The organism is Nocardia sp. NPDC056952, from assembly GCF_042674185.1.
Classification (GTDB): domain Bacteria; phylum Actinomycetota; class Actinomycetes; order Mycobacteriales; family Mycobacteriaceae; genus Nocardia.
Window position 1 is genome coordinate 421513 of record NZ_JBHURA010000001.1, and the last position, 24596, is coordinate 446108.

The 24596-nt window shown below is 68.9% G+C and carries 28 protein-coding genes; 15 read left to right on the forward strand and 13 right to left on the reverse strand.

The genetic code is table 11. The annotated features are described in order from the left end of the window. Positions 1-13 precede the first annotated feature (13 nt). On the reverse strand, positions 14-751 hold the full coding sequence (locus tag ACFTS5_RS01820; RefSeq protein WP_378626665.1) for a VOC family protein: 738 nt from the start codon (positions 749-751) through the stop codon (positions 14-16). A gap of 282 nt (positions 752-1033) precedes the next feature. On the opposite strand from ACFTS5_RS01820, the gene ACFTS5_RS01825 reads away from it, so the two are divergent. Next, positions 1034-2365, forward strand: a complete 1332-nt coding sequence (locus ACFTS5_RS01825; protein ID WP_378626667.1) for an MFS transporter — start codon at positions 1034-1036, stop codon at positions 2363-2365. Positions 2366-2368: 3 nt separating this feature from the next. Here the strand turns inward: ACFTS5_RS01825 and ACFTS5_RS01830 are convergent, their stop codons facing one another. Beyond that, positions 2369-2725 carry a DUF3099 domain-containing protein gene (locus ACFTS5_RS01830; RefSeq protein WP_378628280.1) on the reverse strand — a complete coding sequence of 119 codons (357 nt, stop codon included), beginning with the start codon at positions 2723-2725 and terminating at the stop codon, positions 2369-2371. 143 nt (positions 2726-2868) lie between these two features. On the opposite strand from ACFTS5_RS01830, the gene ACFTS5_RS01835 reads away from it, so the two are divergent. Continuing rightward, positions 2869-3108: a DUF3039 domain-containing protein gene (locus ACFTS5_RS01835; RefSeq protein WP_056815556.1), complete on the forward strand. Its 240-nt coding sequence runs from the start codon at positions 2869-2871 to the stop codon at positions 3106-3108. Here ACFTS5_RS01835 and ACFTS5_RS01840 read toward each other — a convergent pair. Then, positions 3078-4241, reverse strand: coding sequence for a YihY/virulence factor BrkB family protein (locus ACFTS5_RS01840; RefSeq protein WP_378626669.1), 1164 nt, complete (start codon positions 4239-4241; stop codon positions 3078-3080). The two genes, ACFTS5_RS01835 and ACFTS5_RS01840, sit on opposite strands and share 31 nt — an antisense overlap. 206 nt (positions 4242-4447) lie before the next feature. Here ACFTS5_RS01840 and ACFTS5_RS01845 point away from each other — a divergent pair, with 206 nt between their 5' ends. Next, positions 4448-6157: a DEAD/DEAH box helicase gene (locus tag ACFTS5_RS01845; protein ID WP_378628281.1), complete on the forward strand. Its 1710-nt coding sequence runs from the start codon at positions 4448-4450 to the stop codon at positions 6155-6157. A 46-nt stretch (positions 6158-6203) separates the two neighbouring features. Here ACFTS5_RS01845 and ACFTS5_RS01850 read toward each other — a convergent pair whose 3' ends face one another. After that, positions 6204-6806, reverse strand: coding sequence for a TetR/AcrR family transcriptional regulator (locus ACFTS5_RS01850; RefSeq protein ID WP_378626671.1), 603 nt, complete (start codon positions 6804-6806; stop codon positions 6204-6206). Positions 6807-6967: 161 nt separating this feature from the next. On the opposite strand from ACFTS5_RS01850, the gene ACFTS5_RS01855 reads away from it, so the two are divergent. Beyond that, positions 6968-7705 (forward strand): SDR family NAD(P)-dependent oxidoreductase, encoded by a 738-nt coding sequence (locus tag ACFTS5_RS01855; RefSeq protein ID WP_378626673.1) that lies wholly within the window; start codon positions 6968-6970, stop codon positions 7703-7705. A gap of 118 nt (positions 7706-7823) precedes the next feature. Here the strand turns inward: ACFTS5_RS01855 and ACFTS5_RS01860 are convergent, their stop codons facing one another. Together ACFTS5_RS01860 and ACFTS5_RS01865 are read right to left on the reverse strand one after the other, a co-directional pair. After that, positions 7824-8372 carry a hypothetical protein gene (locus ACFTS5_RS01860; protein WP_378626675.1) on the reverse strand — a complete coding sequence of 183 codons (549 nt, stop codon included), beginning with the start codon at positions 8370-8372 and terminating at the stop codon, positions 7824-7826. Then, positions 8372-9967 (reverse strand): DEAD/DEAH box helicase, encoded by a 1596-nt coding sequence (locus ACFTS5_RS01865; RefSeq protein ID WP_378626677.1) that lies wholly within the window; start codon positions 9965-9967, stop codon positions 8372-8374. The genes ACFTS5_RS01860 and ACFTS5_RS01865 overlap by 1 nt, the downstream gene beginning before the upstream one ends. A gap of 272 nt (positions 9968-10239) precedes the next feature. Here ACFTS5_RS01865 and ACFTS5_RS01870 point away from each other — a divergent pair, with 272 nt between their 5' ends. Further along, positions 10240-10998: a TetR/AcrR family transcriptional regulator gene (locus tag ACFTS5_RS01870; RefSeq protein WP_378626678.1), complete on the forward strand. Its 759-nt coding sequence runs from the start codon at positions 10240-10242 to the stop codon at positions 10996-10998. Between the two features lie 92 nt (positions 10999-11090). Here the strand turns inward: ACFTS5_RS01870 and ACFTS5_RS01875 are convergent, their stop codons facing one another. Beyond that, entirely contained in the window at positions 11091-11285 is a 195-nt protein-coding gene (locus ACFTS5_RS01875) for a hypothetical protein (RefSeq protein ID WP_056811260.1), read from the reverse strand. Between the two features lie 402 nt (positions 11286-11687). On the opposite strand from ACFTS5_RS01875, the gene ACFTS5_RS01880 reads away from it, so the two are divergent. The 3 genes from ACFTS5_RS01880 to ACFTS5_RS01890 are packed head-to-tail and all read left to right on the forward strand — an operon-like array spanning position 11688 to position 13763. Then, a complete protein-coding gene (locus ACFTS5_RS01880) occupies positions 11688-12059 on the forward strand; it encodes a DUF952 domain-containing protein (RefSeq protein ID WP_378626680.1) in 372 nt (123 codons plus the stop codon). Between the two features lie 37 nt (positions 12060-12096). Beyond that, positions 12097-12579, forward strand: a complete 483-nt coding sequence (locus ACFTS5_RS01885) for a cation:proton antiporter regulatory subunit (RefSeq protein WP_358113423.1) — start codon at positions 12097-12099, stop codon at positions 12577-12579. A 5-nt stretch (positions 12580-12584) separates the two neighbouring features. Continuing rightward, positions 12585-13763 carry a cation:proton antiporter gene (locus tag ACFTS5_RS01890; RefSeq protein WP_378626682.1) on the forward strand — a complete coding sequence of 393 codons (1179 nt, stop codon included), beginning with the start codon at positions 12585-12587 and terminating at the stop codon, positions 13761-13763. Here the strand turns inward: ACFTS5_RS01890 and ACFTS5_RS01895 are convergent, their stop codons facing one another. The 3 genes from ACFTS5_RS01895 to ppgK all read right to left on the reverse strand — a co-directional run bounded on the left by ACFTS5_RS01895 (position 13764) and on the right by ppgK (position 17274). Further along, entirely contained in the window at positions 13764-14654 is an 891-nt protein-coding gene (locus ACFTS5_RS01895) for an MHYT domain-containing protein (RefSeq protein ID WP_378626683.1), read from the reverse strand. Positions 14655-14896: 242 nt separating this feature from the next. Next, on the reverse strand, positions 14897-16270 hold the full coding sequence (locus tag ACFTS5_RS01900; RefSeq protein WP_378626684.1) for an RNA polymerase sigma factor: 1374 nt from the start codon (positions 16268-16270) through the stop codon (positions 14897-14899). Positions 16271-16515: 245 nt separating this feature from the next. Further along, entirely contained in the window at positions 16516-17274 is a 759-nt protein-coding gene (gene ppgK, locus ACFTS5_RS01905) for a polyphosphate--glucose phosphotransferase (protein WP_378626686.1), read from the reverse strand. A 108-nt stretch (positions 17275-17382) separates the two neighbouring features. Between ppgK and ACFTS5_RS01910 the strand changes: the two genes are divergently transcribed. Then, entirely contained in the window at positions 17383-18282 is a 900-nt protein-coding gene (locus tag ACFTS5_RS01910; RefSeq protein ID WP_378626687.1) for an inositol monophosphatase family protein, read from the forward strand. A gap of 5 nt (positions 18283-18287) precedes the next feature. Here ACFTS5_RS01910 and cei read toward each other — a convergent pair whose 3' ends face one another. Continuing rightward, positions 18288-18971, reverse strand: coding sequence for an envelope integrity protein Cei (gene cei / locus ACFTS5_RS01915; protein ID WP_378626688.1), 684 nt, complete (start codon positions 18969-18971; stop codon positions 18288-18290). Between the two features lie 375 nt (positions 18972-19346). Here cei and ACFTS5_RS01920 point away from each other — a divergent pair, with 375 nt between their 5' ends. Then, positions 19347-19649, forward strand: a complete 303-nt coding sequence (locus ACFTS5_RS01920; protein WP_056811237.1) for a DUF4193 domain-containing protein — start codon at positions 19347-19349, stop codon at positions 19647-19649. An 82-nt stretch (positions 19650-19731) separates the two neighbouring features. On the opposite strand, the gene ACFTS5_RS01925 is transcribed toward ACFTS5_RS01920, so the two are convergent. Beyond that, on the reverse strand, positions 19732-20268 hold the full coding sequence (locus tag ACFTS5_RS01925) for a DUF3093 domain-containing protein (protein WP_378626690.1): 537 nt from the start codon (positions 20266-20268) through the stop codon (positions 19732-19734). A 72-nt stretch (positions 20269-20340) separates the two neighbouring features. Between ACFTS5_RS01925 and dut the strand changes: the two genes are divergently transcribed. Both dut and ACFTS5_RS01935 read left to right on the forward strand, forming a co-directional pair. After that, a complete protein-coding gene (gene dut, locus ACFTS5_RS01930) occupies positions 20341-20811 on the forward strand; it encodes a dUTP diphosphatase (RefSeq protein ID WP_266290988.1) in 471 nt (156 codons plus the stop codon). Beyond that, on the forward strand, positions 20811-21719 hold the full coding sequence (locus ACFTS5_RS01935) for a DUF3710 domain-containing protein (RefSeq protein WP_378626692.1): 909 nt from the start codon (positions 20811-20813) through the stop codon (positions 21717-21719). The genes dut and ACFTS5_RS01935 overlap by 1 nt, the downstream gene beginning before the upstream one ends. 129 nt (positions 21720-21848) lie before the next feature. Here ACFTS5_RS01935 and ACFTS5_RS01940 read toward each other — a convergent pair whose 3' ends face one another. Next, a complete protein-coding gene (locus ACFTS5_RS01940; RefSeq protein WP_378626693.1) occupies positions 21849-22592 on the reverse strand; it encodes an alpha/beta fold hydrolase in 744 nt (247 codons plus the stop codon). 74 nt (positions 22593-22666) lie between these two features. Between ACFTS5_RS01940 and ACFTS5_RS01945 the strand changes: the two genes are divergently transcribed. The 3 genes from ACFTS5_RS01945 to shbA all read left to right on the forward strand — a co-directional run bounded on the left by ACFTS5_RS01945 (position 22667) and on the right by shbA (position 24594). Next, positions 22667-23074 (forward strand): OB-fold nucleic acid binding domain-containing protein, encoded by a 408-nt coding sequence (locus ACFTS5_RS01945; protein ID WP_101466671.1) that lies wholly within the window; start codon positions 22667-22669, stop codon positions 23072-23074. 3 nt (positions 23075-23077) lie between these two features. Further along, a complete protein-coding gene (locus ACFTS5_RS01950; RefSeq protein ID WP_378626695.1) occupies positions 23078-23824 on the forward strand; it encodes a DUF3159 domain-containing protein in 747 nt (248 codons plus the stop codon). Between the two features lie 98 nt (positions 23825-23922). Next, positions 23923-24594 carry an RNA polymerase sigma factor ShbA gene (gene shbA / locus ACFTS5_RS01955; protein WP_378626696.1) on the forward strand — a complete coding sequence of 224 codons (672 nt, stop codon included), beginning with the start codon at positions 23923-23925 and terminating at the stop codon, positions 24592-24594. Positions 24595-24596 lie beyond the last annotated feature (2 nt).

Sequence of the window (24596 nt, forward strand, 5' to 3'; positions counted from 1 at the left end):
TGTGTGTGGCGGTTCAGCCGGTGTAGGGGTCCCTGGATGTCACGCAGTACAGCGCATTTCCGGGGTCACGCAGGACGATCCAGTGTTCCGCGTCGGTGACCCGGGTAGCGCCGAGGGACTCGTGCCAGGCTGCGGTGGCGGTGATGTTCGACGAGGCCAGGTCGGCGTGCGCGCCGGTGGGGCCGGGTTCATCGAGGCGCTGGAGCAGAAAGTGCAGTGGCTGGTCGGGGCCACGCAGGCGCGAGAATTCCGGGCGGCGGCCGGGCTTGTGCGTCCAGTCGGTGAGTGCCTGCCAGAAGGCGGTATCGGCGTCGATGTCGGTGGGGGACAGGTCGAGGCAGATCTGATCGAGGCGGGTCACTGTGCCATCGGGCGCGGTCGAGACCGTGATCGGCGCCGGACCGAGACCGGGGGGCTCGGTAGAGGGAATGAGGCAGAACGTCTGTCCGGCAGGCGATTCCAGCACGGTGTAGCCGTCCACCTCGGCGACCACCTGGGCGCCGAGCCCGGTCGCGGTCGCTACCGCCGCGGGGAGATCGTCGACGTCGAGATCCAGGTGGATGCCGCCGTCGTCGTGGACGGCCTGCATCTTGATCCACGCGGGCCCGGTGGCGGGCAGCAGGGTGATGAACTCATCGTGTTCGCCGCGCGGTTCCGAGACCGTGGAGTCGGTGACCCGTGCCCAGAATCGTGCGCAGTCGGCGAAAGTGTCGACGGGTCGGTCGAGAAAGGCCCAGGTCCAGCGAATCATGCTGTCTCCCTTCCACTATGAGGACGCCTCTGGAGCCGTCGGCCGGATTCGGTTGTCCTGTCAGGCAGCTCGGGTGGTCCTGTCCGAACGGTAGGCGGCCCGCGCTCCGCTGTCGACAGCCTTATCGGTTCGGTGTGCGGGCACCGCTGTCACGGCCCTTCGTGCGCAGTTCGCTCGCCGCCGGTCGCCCGCGCCCGGCCAACCCCGCCGTTGGCGGGATATTGACGAAACATGTCACACCGGCCACTCGCTCGCTCGGCGTCGATCCGGCACGCTGGCCGAGTGACCGATCTACGTGTGCCCGCGCCGCCCACCGGCGACGACCCGGCCGGCAATCTCACTTCCGCACCGGCATCGGTCACCGACGAACGTCGTCGACTCCATCCCGCGTGGATCGTGGCGGGCGTCGGCTTCGTCGCCCTGCTCGGCGCGGCCGCCTTCCGCTCGGTCCCCAGCGTCCTCATCGAGCCGCTGCACACCGAATTCGGGTGGTCACACGCCACGATCTCCACCGCCATCTCGCTGAATATGCTGCTCTACGGCCTGATCTCGCCGTTCGCCGCCGCGCTGATGGACCGATTCGGCATCCGCAAGGTGGTGTGTTCGGCGCTGGTGCTGATCGCCGCGGGCAGCGGGCTGACGGTGTTCATGACCCAGGCGTGGCAGCTGGTGGCGACGTGGGGATTGCTGGTGGGTGTCGGCGTCGGGTCGATGTCGATGCCGTTCGTCGCGACCATCACCGGTCGTTGGTTCGTCCGGAGTCGTGGCCTGGTCACCGGAGTGCTCACCGCGGCGGGCGCCACCGGTCAGCTGGTGTTCCTGCCGCTGGTGTCGATGCTGGCCACCGAGCACGGCTGGCGGCTGCCGTCGTTGATCGTGGCGGCAGTGGCGCTGTCGGTGGTGCCGCTGGTCTGGCTGTTCGTGCGCGACTATCCCAGCGACGTCGGTGTCCGCGCGTACGGGGCGCCGGCCGATTCGGACGCGGGCGCGCGAGTCCCGATCGTGGGCGGTGCCAACCGGGCGTTGAAGGTGCTCGCCTCGGCCGCGCGCCGGCCCGGATTCTGGCTGCTGGCGGGCGGTTTCGCGATCTGTGGGGCTTCGACGAACGGCCTGGTCGGCACTCATTTCGTCACCGCGGCCCACGACCACGGCATGCCGCCGACCATCGCGGCCGGGCTGCTCGCACTGGTCGGGATCTTCGATGTGGCGGGCACCATCGCCTCGGGCTGGCTCTCGGACCGCGTGGATCCGCGCTACCTGCTCCTCGGCTACTACTCGCTGCGCGGGCTCTCGCTACTGATCCTGCCGTCGCTGCTCGGCCCGCACACCGAGCCGAGTATGTGGGTGTTCATCGTGTTCTACGGCCTGGACTGGATCGCGACCGTCCCGCCGACCGTGCTGCTGTGCCGCGAACTCTTCGGCGCCGACGGCCCGATCGCGTTCGGCTGGGTCTTCGCCGCCCACCAGGTCGGCGCCGCCGTGGCCGCCACCGGCGCGGGCTTCATCCGCGACGTCCAGGGCTCCTACGACCTCGCCTGGTACGTGGCCGGTGCGCTCTGCGGGATCGCCGCGGTCATGTCGATGCTGGTCCGCAGACCGGCAACGGCCGCGTAGCCGCTATTCCAGGGTCTTGTGCCGTCCGGATTCCAGTGCGATCTGGTTCGTGCGGCCGTCCCAGCGGCTGGGTTCGTCCTTGGTCCGCGGCGGGCGGTCGTTGGCGATCAGCACCGCGATCCACGGCAGCGGCACCGAGGCGGCGATGATCAGGATCGAGAGCAGCGGGTTCTCGAACGCGCTGTAGGCGATCGCGGCCAGGATCAGGCAGGGGATCCGGAAGGCCATGATGAACGTGTAGCGGCGCACCCTGGCGCGATGCTGGTCGTCGAGCGAGGGTGCGGCCTCGGTGATCAGCACGGCGTGTTCGGCGGGGGCGGGCCGGAAGAACCCACGCGAGGACTTGGGCTCGGGGGGCATCGTCACTTCCGGGTCCGGCTTCGGTTCGTCGGCGCCTGGGACATCGCCGTAGGACTGCATACCCCGAGTCTTCCACTCGGCGTCATCGAGCGCACACGCGGCTGGTCAGCGGCCCGGGGTCGGGATGCGGCATCATGGAAGGCGTGAGTACAGACACTCTGGTACGCCCGGAAACCACGACCGACGAGACGACCAGCGACGACACCCCCAAATTCTTCCATTACGTGAAGAAGGACCGGATCGCCGAAAGTGCCGTGATGGGCACGATGGTCGTCGCCCTGTGTGGCGAGGTTTTCCCGGTGACGCGTTCGGCCAAGCCCGGCTCGCCCGTGTGCCCGGACTGCAAGAAGGTCTACGAGGGCTTGCGCAAGGACGGCGACTGAGCCGAGGGCTCGGTCGGTGACGCCGGTGCCTCGGAGCGGGCCCCGGCGGTTTCGTCGTGCTCATCGTCATCGTCGTCGTCACCGCGCACCTGGCTGGTGATCCATTCCTTGACCTGCTCGATCCGGGTGGCCCGGGCAGGCCAGAACTCCTGAACGGCGGCGTTGAACTCCGCGCCCAGGATCACCGCGAAGCCGAGGAAGTACGTGAAGAGCAGGAACGCGATCGGGGTGGCCAGCGCGCCGTAGCTCACCCCGGTGGCGGTGATCCACGACAGGTACCGGCGCAGCAGGTCGCTGGCCGCCATGAAGAAGACCCCGGCCACCAGCGCGCCGCCGAACAGCCGATGCCACGGCAGCGATTTGTGCAGGGCCAGCTTGTAGAGCGTGGTCAGCCCGACGATCAGCAGCAACCCGACGATCGGGTAGTAGAACGTGTCGATCAGCCGCAATCCCGGCTCCCGCCACGCCTCGGGCAGCACCCGCCCGATCCTGGTGGGACCCAGTGCGATCACCGGCAGGATGAGCACCGCGGCCACCAGGAACTGCACGTAGAGCAGCAGCGCGAAGATCCGCTGCCAGATCGGATGACGAGCGTCCTGCTGTCCGTGCGCCTCCACGATGGCGTCGACGAAGGTGGCCATCGCCGAGGACCCCGCCCACAGCGACAGCACGAAACCCACCGACACCAGCGCGCCGCGCCCTCGGCCGAGCACGTCGTCGACGGTCGGTTCGATCAGATCCGAGACCACCGACGGGCTGAAGAACTCGCGGCTGAACGCGATGATCTTGCTCTCCACGATCTGCACGGTGTCGGGCCCGAACAGCCCGCCCACATAGCCGAGGCTGCCGAGGAGGCCGAGCAGCAGTGGTGCCAGCGACAGGGTCTGCCAGAATGCCGCCGCCGCGGACTTGGCGAAAATCGAGTTGTCCCAGCACTTGACCGCGACCCGGACCACCAGTCGCCATGCCGTAGCCAGCCATCGCACCCACGGCGCGTGATCGCTGCGACGTTGCGGAGCGGCCTGCGCGCCGACCACAGGGCGCGCGGGCGAGTCGCGGGGCGGCAGCGCCTGCGCCGGGTGCGCCGCGTCGGCAGCCGGGACCTGGTCGTTGTTCATCTCGGTGTCAAGCATCCCGCACGTTGGGGGTCTGTGTGGTGCGGGCCGGGCATCGTGTCGGCGGGTAACAGGTAAATGGCCGGTGACCACGCGCGCGGTTGTGATGCCTGTCGCCCACCCCGCGTCGGTTTGGCGACACGCCGCATCGGGCGGCTAGGGTCGACTGCGTGACTGGGTCGGGTGGCGCCGCTACGGCGAAGCAAGCGGGGACACCGGGCGAGATTGCCGCGGGAGGTGCCCCGTCGGGTTCGTTGCGCGCCTGGCAGCGGCGCGCGTTGACGAAGTACCTGGCCACCAAGCCGCGCGACTTCCTCGCGGTCGCGACGCCCGGCGCCGGTAAGACCACCTTCGCGCTGCGTGTTGCCGCGGAGTTGCTGGCCGATCGTACGGTGGATCAGATCACCGTCGTCGCCCCGACCGAACACCTCAAGCACCAGTGGTCCGCCGCGGCCGCGCGCACCGGGATCCAGCTGGACTCGCGGTTCTCCAACTCCACCGGCGCGACCTCCGGCGACTATCACGGCGTCGTGGTGACCTATGCCCAGGTCGCCGCCCACCCGACACGGCACCGGGTGCGCACCGAGAATCGTCGCACGCTGGTGATCCTCGACGAGATCCATCACGCGGGCGACGCCAAGACCTGGGGCGAGGCGACCGAGGAGGCGTTCGGCGACGCGACACGCCGACTGGCGCTGACCGGAACCCCGTTCCGCAGTGACGATTCGAAGATCCCGTTCGTCACCTACGAGCCCGACGAGGGCGGTTTCCCGCGTTCGCGCGCCGATCACTCCTACGGCTATGCCGACGCGCTCGCCGACGGCGTCGTGCGACCGGTGGTGTTCCTGGCCTACTCCGGTGACGCGCACTGGCGCGACAGCGCGGGCGAGGAACACACCGCCCGCCTCGGCGAACCGCTCAGCGCCGAACACACCGCGCGGGCCTGGCGCACGGCCCTCGACCCGGCGGGTGACTGGATCTCGGCGGTGCTGCGCGCAGCCGACGTGCGCCTGCGTCAGCTGCGCGCGTCGGGCATGCCCGACGCGGGCGGTCTGGTGATCGCCACCGATCAGGAACGGGCCCGCGACTACGCCGAACTGCTCGAGCACATCTGTGGCGAGCGGCCGTCGGTGGTGCTCTCGGACGACCCGCAGTCCTCCCAGCGCATCGGTGAGTTCGGTAAAGGCACCCAGCCGTGGATGGTCGCGGTGCGCATGGTGTCCGAGGGTGTCGACGTGCCACGCCTCGCCGTCGGCGTCTACGCCACCAGCGCCTCGACGCCGCTGTACTTCGCGCAGGCCATCGGCCGTTTCGTGCGTGCCCGCAAGCCGGGAGAGACCGCGAGCGTGTTCCTGCCGTCGGTGCCGGTGCTGCTCGACCTGGCCGCGCAGCTGGAGTTGCAGCGCGATCACGTCATCGGCAAGCCGCACCGCGAGAAGGACGGCCTCGACGACGAGCTCCTGATGGACGCGAACAAGGCCAAGGACGAGCCCGGTGAGGACGAGAAGTCCTTCGTGGCCCTCGCCGCGGACGCCGAGCTCGACCAGGTGATCTACGACGGATCCTCCTTCGGCACCGCCACCATCGCGGGCAGCGACGAGGAAGCCGACTACCTCGGCATTCCCGGTCTGCTCGACGCCGACCAGATGCGTGCTCTGCTCCGCGACCGTCAGACCCGTCAGCTGGCCGACCGTAGCGCCGCGCAGGAGTCCGCCCCCCAGCCCGCGGCCGTCGCCGAACGGGTCGCCACCTCGGACAAACTGGGCGAGCTGCGCCGTGAACTCAACAGCCTCGTCGCGATGCACCACCACCGCACCGGCAAACCCCACGGCGTGATCCACGGCGAACTCCGTCGCGAATGTGGTGGTCCGCCTACGGCATTGGCGAGTGTCGATCAATTGGGTGAACGCATCGCCGCCCTGCGCCGACTCTGAGAGACCGAACCTCGGCGGCGCGTCGGCCCGGCGTCGAAGGCTGCGCCTAGCGTGTCACGGCTTCGAGTGTGCACAGCGCGCTGTCGACGGCGGCGCTGAGTTCGCCGGGGCTGACGCCGTCTCTGGCCTGGATCGACAACCCGTACAGGACAGTGCTGTACAGCATGGCCAGCGAGGCCGTGTCGGTGTCGGGGGAGAGGTCGCCGTCGGTGACGCCGCGATCGAGGCGGGCGCGGATGTCGGCCGTGGTGTGGCGACGGGCTTCGACCAGGAATTCGCGCACCGCGGCGTTGCGGGTGGTGTAGGTCGCGCCGGCGAGGACCACCATGCAGCCGTTGGGCAGACCGGGATCGGTGTAGTGGGTGATGTTGTCGCGCAGCATCGCCTCGATCGCGGCGTAGGCGGTGGGTTGCTCGCGCAGCGCCCTGGCCGTGTAGGAGCCCTCGGTGTGGCGGTAGAGCTCGACGGCGGCGCGGAACAGGGCTTCCTTGTCACCGAAGGCGGCGTAGAGGCTGGGCGAGTTGATGCCCATGGCGGCGGTGAGGTCGCTCATCGAGGCGCCGTCGTAGCCGAGCTCCCAGAACACCTCCATCGCGCGGCGCAGCGCGACGTCACGGTCGAAGCCTCGGGGGCGCCCGCGCTCTGCCATGCGAAACCTTTCTGTGCCGATCGGTAAATATACCGCGCCCGCGGACGTCCGCGTTCGTCGCCGCCTATTTCTGTGCCGATCGGTAAGAAACTCTTGACGGCAGCGCTGTGGATGCGCTTCTCTATTTGTGTATCGACCACTACACAATTGGAGCGAGCCTGATGACGAGCAGCAACACCGTGGCCCTGGTAACCGGCGCGAGCCGCGGGATCGGCGCGGCCATCGCCCGCGCGCTGGCCGCCGCCGGCGCCGATGTGGCGTTCACCTATCAGCGTGACGAGGTCGCCGCGAAGGCAGTGGCCGCCGAGATCGAGGCGCTGGGCAGGCGGGCGCTGCCGATCAAGGCCGACAGCGCCGATGCCGCGGCGGTCGTCGCCGCCGTGGAACAGACCGCGCGCGAACTGGGCGGGCTCGACGTCCTCGTGAACAACGCGGGCATCTTCCCGGCCAAGCCCTACGAGGAGTTCACCCTCGACGAGATCGACCGCGCGCTGAACATCCACGCCCGCGCCGCCTTCGTCGCGGGCCAGGCCGCCCTCCCGTACCTCGGTGACGGCGGCCGGATCATCTCCATCGGCTCCAACCTGTCCGAACGCGCGCTCTTCGGTGGGCTGTCGCTCTACAACCTCAGCAAGTCGGCCCTCAACGGCTTCACCAAAGCCCTTGCGCGCGAGCTCGGTCCGCGCGGCATCACGGTCAACCTCGTCCAGCCGGGACCGACCGACACCGACATGAACCCCGCGGACAGCGGGCACGCTCCTACGCAACGGGAGTTCAACGCGCTGGGCCGTTTCGGTGCTGCCGCCGACGTGGCCGACCTGGTCGCCTTCCTCGCGGGTCCCTCGGGCCGATCGATCACCGGCGCGATCCTCACCGTCGACGGCGGCACCAACGCCTGAGCGGCGGGCGCAGCCCGAACGGGCTCTGTGCATCGTCCGGATGCCGGCTCAGTCGGCCGGGAACAGCAGGACTCAGGGACAACCCGTTGCGTTCCAAGAGGTCTCTTCGGCCGATCGCCTAACGGGCGATGTCGAAGAATTCGACCGGGTCGAGGGTGTGCAGGGGAGTCCAGCGTTGTTCCTGAGTGGGCGTGTCGGATTCGGCGGTCGCGTCGAAGTATCCCTGCAATTCCAGTGCGAGGCGCGGATTCTCGTCGACCTTGCGCGCGATCGTGTACAGCGTCGCGAACACGTGCAGGCAGCGCGAGGTCCGTGCCGAGCAGGAGCAATCGGTGCTCACCAGGGTCGGCGCGGGGGAGTGGCCCGCGTCGGCCAAGGCGCGGTGCATCTCGTCGGTGAGGACGGTCGGGTCGGTGATCGTCTGACCGATCGCGGTCACCGCCGCCCGCGACAGCGGTGCCACCTCGACGTGCGCGATCGAGGCCTGACCGCCGCGATGCAGGTGCGCGCGCACCGTTCGCCCCTCGATCTCGACGCGCACACCGTCGTTGCGCGCGATGCTGCGGGCGCGGGGCAGCAGTGGTTCCGGCCGCGTCTGGCGCAGCGGTTCGGCCAGGCGCACCCAATCCCGACCCCACTGGGTGTAACCGAATTCGTTGTCGGCCATCAGTTCTCTCGCTTCCGGCGCAGGATGTCGACGAGGGCGTCGTCGTCGAGGCGGGCCAGTTCGGCGATGCCCGCCGCATCGGACAGGTCCGTCAGCGCGGACTTGCGGGTGTGCATCGCGGCGATGTGTTCCTCCACCGTGGTGGCGCTGGTGAGGGTGGTGACGGTGACGGTGCGGGTCTGCCCGATCCGGTGCGCCCGGTCCGAGGCCTGCGCCTCCACCGCCGGATTCCACCAGCGATCGAAATGGATCACATCGGCCGCGCGGGTGAGGGTGAGGCCGGTGCCCGCCGCGCGCAGGCTCAGGATCAGCACCGGCGGCCCGTCCGGCGCCTGGAAGCGGGTGACGAGGTCGCCGCGCTGGGTCGCGTCGAGCCCGCCGTGGAAGAACGGCGTCTCGACGCCGAACTGTTCGGCCAGGTGCCGCACCAGGAGGTCGCCGGTCTTGCGGTACTGGGTGAAGATCAGCGTGGGGTCACCGGTGTCGAGGTTGGTGGCGACGATGTCGGTGCACAGGTCGAGTTTGCCGGAGCGGCCCGCGAGTTCGCCCAGGTCGCCGGAAACCAGTCCGGGGTGGTTGCACACCTGCTTGAGGTGGGTGAGCGCGGCCAGTACCCGTCCCTGTCGTTGCAGGCCGGAGCCGAAGCCTTCATCGAGGGCGTCGGCGAGCACCGCGTCGTACACCCGTTCCTGCTCGGCGGTGAGATCGCACAGCAGATCGCTGTGGATCTTCGCGGGCAGTGACGCCGCCACCTGAAGCTTCTTGCGTCCGAGGACAACCGGCTCGACGGCGTCCCTGAGTCGTGCCGCGGCCGAGGCCGAACCCTCCTCGATCGGCCGCACGAACCGGCGCCGGAACTGCGTGCGATGCGCGAACAGCCGCGGCACGGTGAGATTGAGCAGCGCGAACAGTTCGTCGAGGTGGTTCTCCACCGGCGTTCCGGTCAGCGCGACCTTCGCGTCGGCGGTCAACGCGCGCGCCGCCCGCGACACCTGGGTGCGCGGATTCTTCAGTGCCTGCGCCTCGTCGAACACCACGGTGGCCCACTGCTCACCGGTCAGTGCCGCCCCGTGCAGCCGCAGGGTCGGATACCCGGTCACGAGAACCGTCCCCGCCCCGGCGGGCGCCGCGCCACCACGCCACGACACCGGCTTCAACCCCGGCGCGAACCGTGCGATCTCGTGCACCCAGTTGCCTACCAGCGAGGTCGGACACACCACCAACTGCGGACCGTCGGAACGGCCCTGCAGGAACCCGATGGTCTGCACCGTCTTCCCGAGTCCCATCTCATCGGCCAGCACGGCCCCGCCGAACGCCGACACGGTCTCGCGCAACCACCCCACCCCGCGGACCTGATACGGCCGCAGCGTGGCATCGAGAACTCCCGCCAGCTCTCCGTCGAGGGCCCGCGTCTCGCGCAACACCCGCGCCGCCCGCTCGGCGGACACGATCGCGGTGCCGACCGCGTCGGGGACGGCGTGTGCGGCGGTGGGCAAGGCGACGGACCGCTCGTCGGTCATCGACGCGCGCCAGGCCAGCGCGGACGGGGCGAGGTCGCCGAGGGTGACGTCGACCAGTTCGGCGGGTGTCACCACCGCGGTCGCCACCTCGACGGGTTCGATCGCGCCGCGTTCACCGACCGGCAGTGCGAGGGTGAGCTGTTCCGGATCGCCGACCCCCGTCGGCGCGGGCCCGGTGTCGTGCCCGGTCCAGGTCCACAGGGCGAACAGGTGACGGTCGGGAAGGTAGGTGGCCTGAATGGCGGGCAGAACGTTCTCCTCTGATCGGGCAGCACGAACAACCGAACAACGTACACTGTACTGAGTTTGTTCCCGAACGCTCGAAACAATCTCCGGAGAGGATGCTCGTGCCCGCTGACCAGGACGGGGAATCGACCGCTCAGGCCACCCGGATCCTCGAATTGCTGTGGCGGCACTCCTTGCCGTCGAAGCCGGGCGCGCGTGGCCCGAAACCCGGGCTCACCGTCGACGATGTGGTGGCGGCGGGCATCACCCTGGCCGACCGCGACGGCATCGACAAGCTGACGATCCGCGCGGTCGCCACGCAACTCGGTCTGCGCGCGATGAGTCTCTACACCTATGTCCCCAGCAAGGACGCCCTGATCGTGCTCATGGTCGACGCCGTGGCCGCCGCGGACTCCCCGATCCCGGCCGACCTGCCGGTCCGCGAACGCATGATCACCGTCGCCACCCGGATCAGGGTCGAGCTGATCGAGCACCCCTGGCTCCTCGAGGTGTCCCCGTGGCGCCAGGTGCTCGGCCCCGCCCGCATGCGCCGCTACGAACATCAGCTGGCGGCGATCGAGGGCATCGGCCTGAGCGATCTGGCCATGGACCGCGCGATCGCGGTCCTCACCGACTTCGCGACCGGCAATGCCCGCCTCGCCATCGCGGCCGCGGGCGCCGCCGCGCAGCTGAGCGACGCCCAATGGTGGGAGGTCAACGGACCCTTGCTGGCCCAGGTGATGCCCGCTGGCGAATTCCCGCTCGCTGGGCGGGTCGGGACGGCCGTGGGCGAGCACTACCAGGCGCCCGCCGACCCGGACGGCGCGTTCGACTACGGCGTGGCCACCCTCGTCGACGGCATTCTCGCCGACGCCCGATAGCCGGATACAGCGACAGCGGGCGCCCTGTCCGGGTCGCCCGCTGTCGGGAGTTTTCTGTTGTCAGATGTGGTTGTTTCGGACGCGAGGAGTGGTCAGATCGCGGGAGCTTCGTCCGTGTTGATCACGGCTTCGAGTTCGCGCAAGCGGTCCATGTGTTCATTCGCGTGGTGCTGGCAGAAGAGCAACTCGCCACCCGCGGGAAGCACGGCACGCACTCGGGCAGCCGCCCCGCAACGATCGCAACGATCGAGTGCGGTCAGTGGGGTGCTGGTCAGTGTTCCTGGCATGACTCCTCCGTCCCGGCTCCCGGCGCTGCGTGGCCGTTCGCCTAGGTGTGGGCCTCGTGGTCACTCCACGCGGCTCGCATCCGCTACTTCCCAGCAGTGGTACGACTACTCTGTCAGACGTTCGGGGTTCAGGCTTTGTTCCCGGAAGTGAATCTTTGTGTTTTCGATAACAGACCTGCGGTTTCGCTGAAAGCGAACACCCGCCGGTCGTCGGTCTCGAGCACCCACCGATCACCCGCGAAGCGCTGATGCCACCTCCCACTCGAACCTGACACTCACCGATGTGTCGCTCGCTGCGGTGTTGCTCGTTACGGACGAGCCGAGCACCGAACCGGGCCGAACACGATCGAGTTGTGACAGGGTCTTGACCGTCCGAACCTGTTGTCTACCCGGAGATTACCCGTGACATCCGACACTCACACCCTTGTTCACCTGTGTTCTTCCCAAGAATGGGAGGAAGCTCGCCGCGCGGGTGAACGCAGACCGCCTTCGCTGGCCGATGCGGGCTTCGTGCACCTGTCCACTCCGGAGCAGGTCCACCTGCCCGCCAATCGACTCTTTGCCGGGCGCGCCGACATGGTCGTGCTGTGGCTGGATCCGACAGCGTTCACCGGTGCGGTGAAATGGGAACCGGGCGTGCCGAGCGACCCGTCGTCGATGCTGTTCCCGCACCTCTACGCACCGCTGCCGGTCGCCGCGGTGCTGGCCGCGCAGCCATATCTGCCCGGCTCCGACGGCGTGTTCACCACACCGCGCCGGGAGGGAGTGGCGTAGACCACAATCGGGGCCGGGCGCGGCTACTGTTGAGGGTGTGAACGTCGACGTCACAGCGCTACCGGGCATCGGAGTGCGTAAGGATTTCGAAGTCAGGTCGGGGCGCCGCGTCGGGGTGGTCGCCCACCGCGACGGTGACATCGATCTGATCGTGTCCAAACCCGACGACCCGGACGCCATCGCCGCCCAGGTGCCGCTGTCCACCGACGAGGCGTCGGTGCTGGCGAACCTGCTCGGCGCGCCGCAGCTGGTCGCCAAACTCAACGACGACCATCGGGATCTGCCGGGCATCACCACCCGCCAGCTCGCCATCGTCGACGAATCCCCCTACGCGGGACGAACGCTCGGCGAGACCGGCATGCGCACCCGCACCAAGACCTCGATCGTCGCGGTGATGCGCGCCGGTCAGCTCCACCCGTCACCCGGCCCGGACTTCACCTTCACCGAGGGTGATCTGCTCGTGGTCGTCGGTACCCCGGACGGCCTGGAAGCGGCCGCGAAGATTCTCGCGCACGGCTGACCGCCGTGACCTCGCAGGCCTTGGCTCTGCTCGAGCTCGGCGTGATCTTGTTCGCGCTGGGGATCTGCGGGCGAGTGGCGGGCCGCTTCGGGATGTCCCCGATTCCGCTGTACCTGCTCGGCGGACTGGCGTTCGGTCGCGGCGGATTCATCGAGCTCGACGTCGCCGCCGAGTTCGGGCACATGGCGAGCGAGATCGGCGTCGTGCTGCTGCTTCTGCTGCTCGGGCTCGAGTACACCGCCCCCGAGCTGATGACCGGCCTGCGGCGCTCCTGGGCAGCCGGAGTCCTCGACCTGGTGGCCAACGCGCTGCCCGGGGTCGCGGTCGCGCTCATCATGGGCTGGGGTGTGCTCGGCGCCGTCGTGCTCGGCGGGGTCACCTACATCTCGTCGTCGGGGATCGTGGCCAAGGTGCTCGACGATCTGGGCCGTCTCGGTAACCGCGAGACCCCGGTGGTGCTGTCGATCCTGGTGCTCGAAGACCTCGCGATGGCGGTGTACCTGCCGATCCTGACCATGATGCTGGCCGGATTGAGCCTGCTGAGCGGATTGATCTCCCTCGCGGTCGCGCTGGCGACCATCACGGTGGTGCTCGTGGTGGCGCTGCGGTTCGGGCGGGTGGTCTCGGCCGTGCTCGACAGCGCCGATCGCGAAGTGTTCCTGCTCCAGCTGCTCGGCGCCGCGCTGCTCGTGGCCGGGGCGGCCTCGGCACTCAATGTCTCGGCCGCGGTCGGCGCGTTCCTGCTCGGCATCGCCATCTCGGGGTCCACCGCGCACGAAGCCGCGAAACTGCTGGAGCCACTGCGTGATCTGTTCGCGGCGATCTTCTTCGTCGCGTTCGGGCTGTCGATCGACCCGACCGCGATCCCGCCGGTGTTCGCCTGGGCGGTCGCGCTGGCGGTGGTGACCACCGGCACCAAGATCGCGGTCGGGTGGTGGGCGGCGAGCAGACAGGGAATTCGGCGGATGGGCCGGGCGCGGGCGGGCGCGGCGCTGGTGGCGCGCGGCGAATTCTCCATCGTCATCGCCGGATTGGCGGTCGCCTACGGCCAGGCGGACGCGCGGTTGGCCGCTCTGGCCTCGGCCTATGTGCTGCTGATGGCGATCCTCGGCCCGATCGCGGCCCGGGTCGTCGAGCCGGTGGTCGAATTCGTCAGGCGCCGTTCGGGTGTCGCGACGACCTGATCAGTCGACGACCCGGCGTGGCCAGGCGCCCGCACCGTCGTAACTCAATTCCTCGGTGCGGTACTCGTGCTGTGTGGGCGGCGTGTACTGCGCGACCGGTCGCGCGGGCTTGGCCGGTCGCGGCTGGGGACGGTGCCGCGAGGTGAGCCACATGCGCGGCAGCGCTTCCTCGTTCTCGATCTCGGTGAGGCTCACACTGATCAGCACGAGCATGGTGACGATGCTGCTCACCCCGATCAGCGGCGCCAGCAATTGCATCGCCTCGGCGCCGCTCGCGGGCGCGGTTTGATGTCCGGTGTGCGCGTGCATCGAGGCCATCCCGGTGTAGTGCATGCCGCACACGGCCACACCCATGATCAGTGCCGCACCCACGGTGGCGAGAAAACCCTTGACGCGCAACGTGAACCACAGCGCCACGACCGAAGCCACCACCGCGATCACCATCGACAGGGCCACGATCGCCGGGTCGTAGCGCACGGTCGCGCTGGACCGCATCGCGTACATGCCGGTGTAGTGCATGGTCCCGACACCGAGGCCGGTGATGACGCCACCGGAGAGCAGTGAGCGCAGCGTCGGCTGCGGCTTGTTGACCATGAACAGCCCGATTCCGACCACCACCATCGCGGTGATCGCGCTGAACAGCGTCAACGGGATGTCGTAGCGGATCTCGGCGCCGCGGATGGTGAAGCCGAGCATCGCGATGAAATGCATGACCCAGATCCCGGTCCCGCCGATCGCGATCGCGGCGCCGATCAGCCAGCCGACCCGTCCCTCGGTGGCGTTGCGACCGCGGGCCGCGCATTGCAGTCCGAGCAGGCAGCCCGTGACGGACATGAAGTAGGCGAGAACGGGGGTGATCCAGCCGTAGCTGAAGTGATAAATGTCGAGCACGCGCGAAAAACCCTCAATGCCGATACCGCAGACTTGAGGCGGTAGAACGAAAAGCTGGGTGTGACGATACGGCGAAGATCGCCAATCCGTGTCCTCCACAGTGCAATCCAGCAGTGTGGGTTTGATCACGAAACGATTAACCCATCGGTTTACTGGATAAAACAGACCGCTAGGAATGTAGCGGGGGAAACGACAAGAGGCCCGCACCACCGAATCGGTGGTGCGGGCCTCTTGGGTGGAACCTAGTCGAGGTAGTCGCGCAGAACCTGCGAACGGCTCGGGTGGCGCAGCTTGCTCATCGTCTTCGATTCGATCTGGCGGATGCGCTCACGCGTGACGCCGTAGACCTGACCGATCTCGTCGAGGGTGCGCGGCTGACCGTCGGTGAGGCCGAAGCGCAACCGCACCACGCCCGCCTCACGCTCGGACAACGTCTCCAGCACCGACTGCAGCTGATCCTGCAGCAGGGTGAAGCTCACCGCGTCGACCGCGACGACCGCCTCGGAATCCTCGATGAAGTCACCGAGCTGGCTGTCGCCCTCGTCGCCGATGGTCTGGTCGAGCGAGATCGGTTCACGCGCGTACTGCTGGATCTCGAGGACCTTCTCCGGCGTGATGTCCATTTCCTTGGCGAGTTCCTCCGGCGTGGGCTCACGGCCCAGGTCCTGGAGCAGCTCGCGCTGGATGCGGCCGAGCTTGTTGATGACCTCGACCATGTGCACCGGGATGCGGATGGTGCGGGCCTGGTCGGCCATGGCGCGGGTGATGGCCTGACGGATCCACCACGTCGCGTAGGTCGAGAACTTGTAACCCTTGGTGTAGTCGAACTTCTCGACCGCGCGGATCAGACCCAGGTTGCCTTCCTGGATGAGATCGAGGAACGCCATGCCGCGACCGGTGTAGCGCTTGGCCAGCGAGACGACCAGTCGCAGGTTGGCCTCGAGCAGGTGGTTCTTGGCCCGGTTGCCGTCGCGCACGATCCAGTTGAAATCGCGGCGCGTGGTGACCGAGAGCTTCTCGCCCGCCTCGGCGAACTCGCGCATCTTCTCCGCGGCGAACAGGCCGGCCTCGATTCGCTTGGCGAGTTCGACCTCCTCCTCCGCGTTGAGCAGCGCGACCTTGCCGATCTGCTTGAGGTAGGCGCGCACCGAGTCGGCGGAGGCGGTGAGTTCGGCGTCCTTGCGTGCTTGACGCAGCGCTTCGGACTCCTCCTCGTCCCAGACGAAATCGCCGGAAGCCTTGTCCTTCTCGGACGGCTCCGCGGTATCGGCGACCTCGGCGGCCTCCTCGGTGACGTCCTCGACGACGACTTCCTCGCCGACGAGTTCGTCTTCGGCGACTTCGAGATCACCGAGATCGTCGACTTCGACCGACTCGTCGTCGAGCTGCTCCTCACCGCCCTCGCCCGAGGTCGCCTTCTTCGCGGCGGTTTTCTTGGCCGGAGCCTTCTTGGCGGCAGCCTTCTTCGCCGGCGCCTTCTTGGCTACGGCCTTCTTCGCCGGCGCCTTTTTGGCAGCGGCCTTTTTAGCCGGCGCCTTCTTGGCCGGGGTTACGGCGTCGTCGGCATCGGCGTCGGAGGCCGAGTCGGCGGTCTGACGGGTATTCGTGGCTACCACGTACGCCCTTTCGTGACGGTCTCGTGCGGCGTCACGCCAGAGTGGTTTTCCGGCGGAGCGGTCGGTCGGGTTGCACCGGCGATGCGTCGGCCGGGGAAGTCGGCGCTCGTTCACCGACCTTCTCGCGACCGGCCGCGGCCGGAAGGTTTCACCGGCTCACCGCCGGACGTGTTCCATTGTAACGATCCAACCAGGGTACTCATGGCACGATGCCACCCAGGCGTTGCGTGGCAGGCCGCGCCGGGCTACGGCGCGAGGCCCGCATCGATGGCCATCGCCGCGCCGACGATACCCGCGGTGTTCTTCAATACGGCCGGAATCACGGGAGTTCTGTTGGTGAGCAACGGAATCCACTGTTCGTGATCGCGGCTGATGCCGCCGCCGGCCACGATCACCTTCGGCCAGAACAGATCCTCGATGTGTTCCAACACGCGACTCACCCGCTGCGCCCACTCCGGGTAGGTGAGGTCCTCGTTGTCCTTGACCGAGGCCGCGGCCAGATCCTCGGCGTCGACGCCCTCGATCTTGAGATGGCCGAGCTCGGAGTTGGGCACCAGCACGCCGTTGTAGAGCAGCGCGGAGCCGATGCCGGTGCCGAAGGTGAGCAGCAGCGTCAGCCCGTGGAGGTCGCGTGCGGTGCCGTAGCGGTCCTCGGCCAGTCCCGCCGCGTCGGCGTCGTTGAGCACGGTGACCTCGCGCCCGCCCAGCGCCTTCGCGAACAACGCGCGGGCGTCGGCGCCGATCCATGCCTGGTCGATGTTGGCCGCGGTTCTGGCGTGGCCGTCGAGGACCACGCACGGCATGGTGATACCGACCGGGCCCTCCCACCCCGCCTGCGCGACGAGTTCGGCGACCGCCCCGGCGACGGCGTCGGGCGTCGACGGCTGCGGTGTCGGGATCTTGATGCGCTCATGGGTGAGCAGGCCGGTGGCCAGATCGACCTCGGCGCCCTTCACCCCGCTGCCGCCGATATCGATACCGAATGCGTGCCCCCGAGTGGACATGGTTCAACCCCTTGCTGACGTGGTCGAGGTGCCTGGCAGACACCAGGGAGAAGAGTAGCGGTAGTCACCCCTCGCGCGACGAGCCACGACATGTGATGCGATGGGTGGGTGCCCGAATACACCGAGCCCGAGACCGTAACCGCCCCCACCACATCCGCCGATTACGAGCAGTTGCGGCGCCTGGCCGTCGAGCTCGCCGAGACGGCCGCCGCGCACGTGCGCGCCCGCAGGCCCGAGGTGTTCGCCGACGACGGACCCGTGGCGGGCGCCGTGGCCACCAAGGGGCACGTCACCGATCCGGTCACCATCGTCGACACCGAATCCGAACAGCTGATCCGTGCGCTGCTCGCCGAGCGCAGGCCCGGTGACGCGATTCTGGGGGAGGAGGGCGGCGGCGATGTCGGCGCCACCGCGGCGGGTGCCGTCACCTGGGTCGTCGACCCGATCGACGGCACCGTGAACTTCCTCTACGGGCTCCCCGGCTACGCCGTGTCGGTGGGCGCGGTGGTCGACGGCAAGCCCGTGGCGGGCGCCGTGGTCGACGTCGCCGCCGCCACCACCTACAGTGCCGCACTGGGCGCTGGATCGCACGCTGTGCGACCGGACGGCACCCGGGTGGCATTGCGCTGCAGTAGCGAGGATTCCCTCTCGGTGGCGCTGGTAGCCACCGGCTTCGCCTATGGCAGCGCGCGCCGGGCCCGCCAGGCGCAGCTGCTCACCGAGATCCTGCCGCGGATCCGCGACATCCGCCGCCTCGGCGCCGCCGCCATGGACCTGTGCCATGTCGCCTCGGGCAGGCTCGAGGCGTACTACGAGCACGGCCTCAACGCCTGGGACTGGGCCGCGGGTGCCCTCATCGCCGCCGAAGCGGGTGCGGTCGTGCACGTTCCCCCGGTCACCGTCGGCGGCGCCGCGGGCGAACTGACGGTCGTCGCGGCCCCCGGTATCGCCGGGGACCTCACCGACCTGCTCGACCGGGTCGGCGCGCCGACGGCGCTACCGGACTAGGTCGCTCAGCACTTGACTTCGCGTGCGGCGTCGAGGAGGTCCGGGTCGATCGAGGACGAGCTCGCTCCGGGGGCCAGGTTCTTGAGCGACCGGAGCACCGCCTCGGCGTCGGCGCCGGGCCGCAGCGATTCACCGAACGCCTGGCCGAGGACCAGATCGACGGTGTCGTCGGTGCGCGGATCCTCGATCAGCTCGGCGCAGGGCGCGATCAACTGCACCGAGGCGGCCGCGGGCCGACCGTTCACACCGAACCGGATCTGACCGGTGCAGGTGAGGTCGCCGCTGACATAGACCGGATCGTTACCGACCTGTGTCCCCGGCGCGCCGGCGAAGCCGAGGTCGGCCAGTGCCGCGCCGATGTTGCCCGCCTGGCCGCTCTTGCCGTTGGCGTTGAACACCCGCACCCGAGACTCCGACAGGGCCGCCGGGTCGACCTCCGCGAGTCGCGTCGGACCCACCCGGGTACCCAGCGCCGCGGGCTGTGGCGCGTTGGTGGCCGTCGGCGTGCTCGGCGCGTTGCACGCCATCGGTTCGTTGCTGTCGTCACGGGTTCGGAACGCCGTGATCCAGACGAACAGGCTCACCAGAGCCAGCACGAGGACGAGCGCGAGCCAGAGCTCGGGCCGCCGCCGCGGAAAGGGTTTGCCGTCGCGATCTGTCGCGCTGCCTTCGGTGATCAGTGAAACCACGCGCTCACTCTACGAGTCCCGCGGCGGTGCGCGAGTCGGGGAGGTCTCGGCGAGTTTCCCGGCAGGTGACGATTCGTCGTCGGTTTCGGCTCGGCGCGGGTTTGATTGCGACTTTCGTCCATTGGTCCGCTATTGTCTGGCCGCCCAGATCGAATATTTACCGGTGAAACGGTGGTCGGTCGCGGGAACAACAAGGGCATGTCCTGCGTTTACCGAACGCTGTCGGAGTAGATCGCTAGCCGATCGAACCTGATAGACGACCGGTGCACGTGTGAGGTGCACCACCGGCGGGGCGGTACGAACGCCGGAACCCTGCGGGGTTACGGCAATCGACTGATCCGGGATATACGGAGTAAGGACTGAGGGGAAGACGACATGGCAACCGACTATGACGCACCGCGGCGCACCGAATCCGACGAGGTGTCGGAGGATTCGCTCGAGGAGCTGAAGGCCCGCCGCAACGAGGCGCAGTCCGCCGTCGTGGACATCGACGAATCCGATACAGCGGAATCGTTCGAGCTTCCCGGCGCGGACTTGTCCGACGAGGTACTCAGCGTTCGGGTGGTCCCGAAGCAGGCGGACGAGTTCACCTGCTCGAGCTGTTTCCTCGTGCATCACCGCAGCCGACTGGCCACCGAGAAGGGTGGACAGCTCATCTGCATGGATTGCGCGCTCTAGCGGCAGGCAGTGCGTGGCCCCGTGCGGTCGATCGACCCGCATGGGCTACGCGGACTGATCCGTAGGGATCAGCGAGGAAGGGTCAGCCCGCGCTCGGGAGTCCGAGCGCGGCCAAGACCTGGTCCGGCCTTCTCGTACTGACCAACCAGTACGGCGTGGGGTCGTCCGGGTCGTCCAGCACCAGCAAAGCCATCGGGCCGATCCAGGCCCGGTGCTGCACATAGGCGGCGGGGTCGAGTTGTCGGCCCAGCGCCGCACTCTTGGCCGTCGGCGCGACGGCCGCGGCGCGCGCGACGAAGCTCACCGGTAGGTGGGCGCGGTCGACGCGCAGTTCCGCCGTACCATCGTCGGCCACGGTGACATCCAGGCGATGCCTGCTCATCCACAACAGAATCCAGACCGGGACCGGCGCCAGCAACACGTACGGCAGCCACGCCCGCAGACCCGGCGCGCCCATGTGGATCTCGGCCGCGAGCAGGCCAGCGATCGCGAAGCCGACCGGCCACCACCACAGCGGCACCCACAGGCGCTCGGAGTAGGGCGACGGACCCTGCGCGCTCGGCGCACGGTGGTCGGTGTCTGTGGTCGCGGTCGTCGGGGAATGGGGCTGGTCGGGCACCCCTCAACACTAGGTCACCGCACCAGGGCTGCGACGAGAAGGTCCGGCCTCGACCGCGTAGTCTCGACCGATGTGAACGCACTTGCACCGATTCCGCTGCGGCGGCTCGATCCCGGCATCCCTGTGCCGACGCGTGCCCACCCGGGTGACGCGGGCGTCGACCTCTGTACCACCGAGGATGTGATCATCGAACCGGGCGAACGGGTGCTGGTCGGCACCGGGATCGCGATCGCGTTGCCGATGGGCACGGTCGGCTTGATCCACCCCCGGTCCGGCTTGGCGGCGAAGGCCGGTCTGTCGGTGGTCAACACGCCCGGCACGGTCGACGCGGGCTACCGCGGTGAGATCAAGGTGTGCCTGATCAACCACGACCCACGCACCGCCATCGAGCTGCGTCGCGGCGACCGCATCGCGCAGTTGCTGGTGCAGCGGGTCGAGTTGGTCGACTTCGCCGAGGTCGACGATCTCGACGACACCGCCCGTGGCACCGGCGGGTACGGGTCGAGCGGCGGGCATGCCAGCCTGGCCGGCAAGGAGGCGTGATGGGTCTGTTCGGAAAGAAGAAGCGCGCGCGTGACGACGCTGCCGACGACTACGTCGAATACGACGACGTCGAGTACGACGAGGCGGACTACGACCTGGACGCGGACTCCGACGAGTACGACACCGACGAGTTCCAGCGCCCCGACTTCGCGCGCCTCGACTTCGACGACGCTCCCACCGATGAGCGCATCTACGGCAATTTCGACCATGCCCCCGATGCCGCCGCGGGCCCCTACGACATCAGTGAGGTCTCCGACGAGGCCATCTCGCGTCGCCTCGATCTCGGCTCGGTGCTCATCCCGGTGCCCCAGGGCGGGCAGTTGCAGGTGGAGATGAGTCCCGACGGCACCCCACAGGCGGTGCACCTGGCCACCGAGCACGGCAGGCTCACGGTCGCCGCCTACGCCGCGCCGAAGTCGGCGGGTCAGTGGCGCACGGTCGCCGCGGATCTGGCGGAGTCGCTGCGCGGTGACGGTGCGAGCGTGGCTGTCGAGAAGGGCCCGTGGGGCCGCGAGGTCAAGGCGATCACCGAGGGCGCCGATCTGCGTTTCATCGGTGTCGACGGTCCTCGCTGGATGATCCGGCTGGTCGCCGCCGGCCCCAAGGGCGCCGTCGACGATCGCAGCCCGCTGATCACCGCTGCCCGCGCGGTCCTGGCCGACGCCGTGGTCCGCCGCGGCACCGAACCCCTGCCCGTGCGCGACCCGCTCCCGGTGGTCCTGCCCCAGGAACTGGCCGAACAGCTGGCCGCCGCCCATCAGCAGCAGGTCCAGGCCCAGCAGGACGCGCTCGAGGCCCAGGCGGCCGCCGCGGCCGCTCCGCCGCCCTCGGCCCTCCCGCCGAAACTGCCGGACGAGCCGCGTCGAGGCGCGGATGGTTCGGCCATGCAGCAACTCGGCCTGAACTGAGTTGGGCTCCTCCGCCTCTCCGCGGCTTTCGCCGGTCGTGGGGAGGTGGTTCGGCTGGTGAACGGGCCGGTGGCTCGGGGTGGGTCTGATGTCGGGGATACCTGGCGAGTTAGCCCTGTACTCGCGAAATCAGTTGTCCTGCAGGATGTTTCGTTGCCTGGGGGTCGCTGGTAGTAACTTGCCCAACTCTGCGAACCCGGCATGCCCGAGTACCGCCGGGTCGGCGCCCAGCTCGGCGAGTGTCACCCGGTGTAGTCGGGCTGACGGCAATGTTGCCGCCCATTCCTCGGCGACAGCGATCGGGTGGACCGGGTCGTCCTCGGCGCCGACCACCGCGACCGGCACGTCGTTGCCCGCCAAGTCGTCCAGCGACGGCCACGCGTACGCTGCGGCCTCGTCCAGCGCTGCGGGCAGATGCGGCCACTGCCCGCGCCAGGACTGGGTCAGTGCGTCGGCCAACCAGACCGGACTCGAGGCGCGCATCCGCTCGATCACCGCCTCCAGGCCGTCGGCTCGCAGTTGCTCGGCGGTAACCGCGGCGCTCAATGCGGCTGGGCACGCGGCGGTTTCGGCACCCGTCCAGGCGGGTAATGCTGTGATGACACCGACTACCGCGGTCCGGTGCTCGGCTGCCCAGTCGAGTGCGATCGCGGCGCCGAGGGAGATGCCCGCGGCCAGGACCGGACCGCGCGCCGCGGCAGCGTCCAAAGCCGCGGTACAGCTCCCGATCACGGCCTGCGGGTCCGGTTCGACGGCGTGGAAGGCGAGTCCGTACGCGAGGGCGGCAGGCCCGAACGCGCGGGCCGCGAAATCGGCGTCGGAGCCGGTCCCCGGCAGGGCGACCACGGTGACCTGGGGTGGGGTGCGCAACACCGACCGAGCGTAGCGGCCGGGCGTTTGCCCATCTACAGTGGCGGTGTACGGCCAACTAGCGGGAGAAGCGTGACATGTCGTCATCCACGGGCGGACACAAGTCGGGATCGGGTCCGGACTCGGGATATTTTCGCCGACTCGGTCGTCGTCTCACCGCCGATATCGACCAGCTCGACGCCGAGGAATTGGCCGAGACGGTCGATGCCTCCGGTGCCCGGCGGGCCAAGGATTGCTGTCGTGGCGAAGAGGCGACGATTCTGGGCAGACTCCGCAGTGTCGAGGCGTGTCCCAAGGCGGCCGGTGCCACCGTGCAGGCCGAGTTCTTCGACGGCACCGATGCCATCACCCTGGTGTGGATCGGGCGCAGGCGCATTCCCGGTATCGAACCGGGCAGGCGCATTCTGGTCCGTGGTCGCGTCGGCGACCGCGACGGCCGCAAGGTGATCTTCAACCCCTACTACGAATTGCGCGGGAACAGCTGACGTATGCCCTCCAGCGACGAGTACCGCACTGCCGCGGACCCCGAAGCCACCGTGGCGTTGCCCGTGGTCACCGATGAAACGGTGGACCCGGAGATCGACACCGAGGTCGACAAGGCCGAACAAACCTTGCTCGAGCAGCTCGGCGGTTTCAGCGGCCTGATCTATTCCACCCTCCCGGTTCTGGTTTTCGTCCCGGTGAACACCTTCGCGGGCCTCACCGTGGCCATCTGGGCCGCTCTCGGCGTCGCCGCCGCCATCCTGATCTGGCGGCTGGTGCAGCGCAGCCCCATCCAGCCTGCCGTCTCGGGCTTCCTCGGCGTCGGCCTGTGCGCGCTCATCGCCCAGCGAGTGGGGGAGGCCAAGGGCTTCTTCCTGTTCGGCATCTACACCAGCCTGGTGTACGCGGGCGTGTTCGCGGTGTCGATCCTGCTGCGCAGACCGCTGGTCGGGGTGATCTGGGGCGCGCTCAACGGGCACGGTCACCGCTGGCGGACCGACAAGCGCATTCGCAAGCTCTACGACCTGGCCACCGCGGTCTGGGTGGTCGTGTTCGGCGCCCGCTATCTGGTGCAGTCGCAGCTCTACGACACCGACCACACCACCTGGCTGGCCGTGGCGCGGATCGGCATGGGCTGGCCGCTCACCGCGGTCGCCCTGGTGGTCACCGTGTGGGCGGTGCGCCGCGCCGGGCACCTGCCCGCCGAGAAAGCCGACAAGCCCGGCGCCGGAACGGAATCCGTGCCCGCGTAAGGGTGGGCAGCGCGCCGCCGGAGGTGGGGAAGTACCCACCCTGGGGTATCTGGTCGCGACCGGCTGTTCGTCGCACGATCAATGCGTAGGAAAACGCGATGATCGTGAGAGGACCGGCGACCATGATGGCAACCGAGCACCGAAATGAGCGACCGGCCACCACAGCACGCCGCGACGCCGCCAAGACCCCGGCGCCCGTGCTGTCGGAGAGCAAGCGCCTCGGCGCCGAACTCGACGCGCTGATCGGCCCGGCGGCCGCCGGTGATCGCGCCGCCGTCGCCGAGATCCTGCGCCTGGTGCACCCGGTGGTCCGCCGGTACTGCTCGGCCCGCATGGGCACCACCGGGCACCTCACCGTCACCGCCGACGATGTCACCCAGGAAGTCCTGATCGCCACCGTCACCGCCATCCCGCGCTACCGCGATCAGGGCAAGTCGTTCCTGGCCTTCGTCTACGGCATCGCCGCCAACAAGGTCTCCGACGCGTTCCGTCGCGGCAAGCACACCGCTTACCCCACGGCCGAGCTGCCCGACAGTGCCAGCACCTCGGCGGGTCCGGAGGAATGGGTGCTGGCCTACGAGCGCCGCGCCGCCACCCTCGAACTGATGAAGGTGCTCGCGCCGAATCACCGTGAAGTGCTGCACATGCGCATCGTGCTCGGCTGGAGCGCGGCCCAGACCGCCGAGGCCATCGGCACCAGCCCGGGCGTGGTCCGGGTGATGCAGCACCGCGCGCTCAACAAGCTGCGCGCGGAACTGAAAGTGGCGTAAGG

Bases quoted from the DNA above. Each gene is read 5' to 3' on its own strand.
- ACFTS5_RS01820 (WP_378626665.1), bottom strand. From the start codon at position 751: ATGATTCGCTGGACCTGGGCCTTTCTCGACCGACCCGTCGACACTTTC.
- ACFTS5_RS01830 (WP_378628280.1), bottom strand. From the start codon at position 2,725: ATGCCCCCCGAGCCCAAGTCCTCGCGTGGGTTCTTCCGGCCCGCCCCC.
- ACFTS5_RS01840 (WP_378626669.1), bottom strand. From the start codon at position 4,241: ATGCTTGACACCGAGATGAACAACGACCAGGTCCCGGCTGCCGACGCG.
- ACFTS5_RS01850 (WP_378626671.1), bottom strand. From the start codon at position 6,806: ATGGCAGAGCGCGGGCGCCCCCGAGGCTTCGACCGTGACGTCGCGCTG.
- ACFTS5_RS01855 (WP_378626673.1), top strand. From the start codon at position 6,968: ATGACGAGCAGCAACACCGTGGCCCTGGTAACCGGCGCGAGCCGCGGG.
- ACFTS5_RS01860 (WP_378626675.1), bottom strand. From the start codon at position 8,372: ATGGCCGACAACGAATTCGGTTACACCCAGTGGGGTCGGGATTGGGTG.
- ACFTS5_RS01875 (WP_056811260.1), bottom strand. From the start codon at position 11,285: ATGCCAGGAACACTGACCAGCACCCCACTGACCGCACTCGATCGTTGC.
- ppgK (WP_378626686.1), bottom strand. From the start codon at position 17,274: ATGTCCACTCGGGGGCACGCATTCGGTATCGATATCGGCGGCAGCGGG.
- ACFTS5_RS01920 (WP_056811237.1), top strand. From the start codon at position 19,347: ATGGCAACCGACTATGACGCACCGCGGCGCACCGAATCCGACGAGGTG.
- ACFTS5_RS01935 (WP_378626692.1), top strand. From the start codon at position 20,811: ATGGGTCTGTTCGGAAAGAAGAAGCGCGCGCGTGACGACGCTGCCGAC.
- ACFTS5_RS01945 (WP_101466671.1), top strand. From the start codon at position 22,667: ATGTCGTCATCCACGGGCGGACACAAGTCGGGATCGGGTCCGGACTCG.
- ACFTS5_RS01950 (WP_378626695.1), top strand. From the start codon at position 23,078: ATGCCCTCCAGCGACGAGTACCGCACTGCCGCGGACCCCGAAGCCACC.
- shbA (WP_378626696.1), top strand. From the start codon at position 23,923: ATGATCGTGAGAGGACCGGCGACCATGATGGCAACCGAGCACCGAAAT.